The 3,502-nt window shown below is 37.2% G+C and carries 4 protein-coding genes; 1 reads left to right on the top strand and 3 read right to left on the bottom strand.

What is annotated here, in order from left to right:
- A partial coding sequence (locus tag AC1DPQ_RS21590) for a pyridoxamine 5'-phosphate oxidase family protein (RefSeq protein WP_477610832.1) occupies window positions 1–548 on the top strand: 548 nt, incomplete at its 5' end.
- A gap of 71 nt (window positions 549–619) precedes the next feature.
- Here the strand turns inward: AC1DPQ_RS21590 and AC1DPQ_RS21585 are convergent.
- The 3 genes from AC1DPQ_RS21585 to AC1DPQ_RS21575 form a co-directional block, all read right to left on the bottom strand.
- Window positions 620–832, bottom strand: a complete 213-nt coding sequence (locus AC1DPQ_RS21585; RefSeq protein WP_029275714.1) for a hypothetical protein — start codon at window positions 830–832, stop codon at window positions 620–622.
- 136 nt (window positions 833–968) lie between these two features.
- A complete protein-coding gene (lysS, locus tag AC1DPQ_RS21580; RefSeq protein WP_477610831.1) occupies window positions 969–2,678 on the bottom strand; it encodes a lysine--tRNA ligase in 1,710 nt (569 codons plus the stop codon).
- Window positions 2,679–2,954: 276 nt separating this feature from the next.
- The gene (locus tag AC1DPQ_RS21575; RefSeq protein ID WP_477581631.1) at window positions 2,955–3,281 is read right to left on the bottom strand and encodes an MGMT family protein; all 327 of its coding nucleotides are present in this window, start codon (window positions 3,279–3,281) and stop codon (window positions 2,955–2,957) included.
- Window positions 3,282–3,502: the final 221 nt, after the last annotated feature.

Genomic DNA, 3,502 nt, shown 5'->3' with positions numbered 1-3,502 from the left:
CATCACAAGAAGGGAGTACCAACAATACTCAGGAAGAAAATAATATTAAAGATTTGGGCGGTAAAGCAGCCATCGAAAAACTGAAAACATTAACCGAAAAGGCCGAAAGCTGTTTTTTCTGTACCAATATTAAAACTGGTGTACCCTTGTCGGTAAGGCCAATGGCTATTCAGCAAGTGGATGATGAGGGGAATATATGGTTTATGAGCATGAAAGACAGTCACAAAAATGATGAGATTTCAACTGATCCCTTTACTCATTTGTTGTTTCAGGCCGGAGCGCACTCGGGTTTTGTAAATATTTATGGAATTTCTGAAATCAGCAGGGATCAGGCTAAAATCGACGAGCTTTGGAGCCCGTTTATCAAAACATGGTTTCAAGGAGGGAAAGACGATCCTGATATTACCTTAATCAAGGTTATCCCTTCGGAGGGATACTATTGGGATACCAAACACGGCACTGCCGTTGCATTTTTAAAGATGGCAGCGTCGGTAATTACTGGAAAAACAATGGATGATTCTGTAGAGGGAACTTTGGAGGTTGATTAAGTTTTTCGTCATGCTGAATTTATTTCAGCATCTTATAGACCCTGAAATAAATTCAGGGTGACGGTCGTATTTTATTTATCTCCTAAATAATCAAATCCTTCAAACTCTTCTCTTTGAGCTCTTTTGCTTAAGATATCTTCTTCTTCGGCTTGTACTCTTGAGAAGAATAAGGCTTCGGCCTGGATTCTTTTTATTAATTGACGTACCAGCGTTAAATCAAAAGCATCTTTGCTTAATTTAATGCAGTATTCTCTTTCGTTGATTTCTAAACTTGACGTATTCATATCGCAATGATTTTAATTATCGATTGCTGTAAATATAGAAAAGGCTTGCTAAACAATTGTTAGCAAGCCTTTTAAGTTTATGTTATGTTTTTGTTAAAATCAAATCCAGAATTCCCTTTTTTGGGTCTCAGATTGATTATTTATGAGATAAGAATAAGCCTTCGTCTGTTTTGGCAACTTTTAAAATTCCTTTTCCTGTTAAAGCTTTTAAGGTTGTATCCCATTTTTTATTACTCCAATCGGCAAGTTTTCCTTTTACTTCAGTTAACAGATATTGTTCGCCTTCCGAAACCAATGAATACAATTCTGTTTCTTCAGGTGTCATTTCTATTTTCTTTTTCTCAGGACGCATCTGCGGGAAGAATAAAACTTCCTGGATGGTACTTTGGTTGGTCATTAACATCACCAAACGATCAATACCAATGCCCAAACCTGAAGTAGGCGGCATACCATATTCTAATGCACGTACGAAATCATCATCCATGGCCATGGCCTCGTCATCACCGCGGGCAGCTAACTTTAACTGATCTTCTAAACGCTCTTTTTGGTCAATAGGATCGTTTAATTCTGAATAAGCATTTGCAATCTCTTTACCATTAACAAATAGCTCAAAACGCTCTACCAAACCGTCTGCCGTACGGTGCTTTTTAGCAAGCGGTGTCATTTCGATCGGGTAGTCGGTAATGTAGGTTGGCTGAATTAAATTCGCTTCAACTTTAGCGCCGAAAATTTCATCAATTAATTTACCGCGGCCCATCGTATCATCGGTTTCGATGCCTAAATCTTTACAAGTCTGTGCAATTTCTTCCTCTGTCATCGCCGAAACATCAATTCCGGTATATTTTTGGATCGACTCGTACATGGTTAATTTTTCGTACGGTCCTTCAAAATTAATTTCGTTGGCACCAACTTTAACTACACTTGCACCAGTTGTTGCAATAGCTACTTTTTCTAAACATTCTTCAACCATTGCCATCATCCAGATATAATCTTTATAGGCAACGTAAATTTCCATTGAAGTAAATTCAGGGTTATGCGTACGGTCCATCCCTTCGTTACGGAACATTTTACCGAATTCATATACACCATCAAAACCTGCAACGATTAATCTTTTTAAATATAACTCATTTGCAATACGCAAATAAAGCGGCATATCTAAAGTATTATGGTGTGTGGCAAAAGGACGCGCAGCAGCACCGCCATGAATAGGCTGGAGGATAGGCGTTTCTACTTCCATCCAACCCTGGTTATCAAAATAATTGCGCATGGTATTAATCACCTTGCTACGTTTAATGAAAATCTGTTTAAAATCAGGATTTACCGTTAAATCTACATAACGCATGCGGTAACGCAATTCAGGATTGGTAAATCCATCATAAACATTACCTTCATCATCGCGTTTAACGATTGGTAGGGGACGTAGTGACTTAGAAAGCACCTTAAATTCAGTAACATGTACAGAAATTTCTCCTGTTTGCGTTGTGAATACATATCCTTTAACCCCAATGAAATCGCCAATATCTAAAAGTTTTTTAAATACTGTGTTATATAAGGTTTTATCATCACCAGGACAAAGTTCGTCGCGCTTTAAGTAGATCTGAATTCGGCCGGTAGAATCCTGTAACTCCGTAAAAGAGGCAGCACCCATAATATTGCGGCTCATAATTCTACCTGCTAATACTACGGTCTTGTATGCTGTCTTATCTACTTCATAATTAGCTAATATATCTGCTGCATATGCATTTACTTCATACGCTTCTGCAGGATAAGGCTCAATGCCTAATGCGCGTAATTGCTTTAGCGACTCACGTCGTAATACTTCTTGTTCTGATAATCCTATACTCATTTCAGGTATTTTTTGCAAAAGTAATGCTCTTGCATTTTTTGTTATTGTTAAATTTTGGTGCTTTAATGAAAAAGAAATAATTAGCTGATTAAATTTTGAATTAATATTGGAAAAATTCAATTTTCAGTACCAATTAGCTATCCACTTAAAACAGATGGTTGCAAAGATAAGAAAGCTATCGTAATTACTAAATGCTTTATAGATATAACATCGCATTTTAGCATGTTAAAAGCCAAGTGGATAAAAATTGATGCGCAGAAACTTTACCAGCAGTATTTATTCCATATCAATTAACGGATCCCAGAATACCTTTTTAAGATTTTGAACTTTCAGGTTTTTAATTTCAACGCCTTCTCGTTCGAGGAGTTCCTGTCTTTTAGCTGTAGATGATGGATCGCCGCTGAGCAAGCCGTTGCTGCTGATTACCCTATAATAAGGAACAGGAGGCTGTGCTGATCCGCAAGCACCAATGGCTCTGGCTACCATTCTCGACAGATTAGGTGCACCAATGGCTTTTGCAATTGCTCCGTATGAAGTTACCCTTCCTTTGGGTATTTCTCTGGTTAAATCCCAAACCTGTTCAAAAAATAAATCGTGTCTCATCGTTCTGGCAAATGAGACATAAAGCTATTAAATATATCTGTTTCATAATTCGTGATTGAGAATTTATTTTATTAAGGACTTCCTATAATTTCATTGGTCTAATTAGCAACTTCATGGTCAGACCCCCTTCAGAAGTTTTTAAGTATTTCATCGGGTAAATTTTTCAGCGATATGAATTTAATGTTTTACAGATGTTATATTTGTTTGGATGTGAATAGCCA

Source organism: Pedobacter sp. 01T416_2 (genome assembly GCF_056398925.1).
This window is presented reverse-complemented; position numbering and strand designations above follow the sequence as displayed.

Bases quoted from the DNA above. Each gene is read 5' to 3' on its own strand.
- AC1DPQ_RS21585 (WP_029275714.1), bottom strand. From the start codon at position 832: ATGAATACGTCAAGTTTAGAAATCAACGAAAGAGAATACTGCATTAAA.
- lysS (WP_477610831.1), bottom strand. From the start codon at position 2,678: ATGAGTATAGGATTATCAGAACAAGAAGTATTACGACGTGAGTCGCTA.
- AC1DPQ_RS21575 (WP_477581631.1), bottom strand. From the start codon at position 3,281: ATGAGACACGATTTATTTTTTGAACAGGTTTGGGATTTAACCAGAGAA.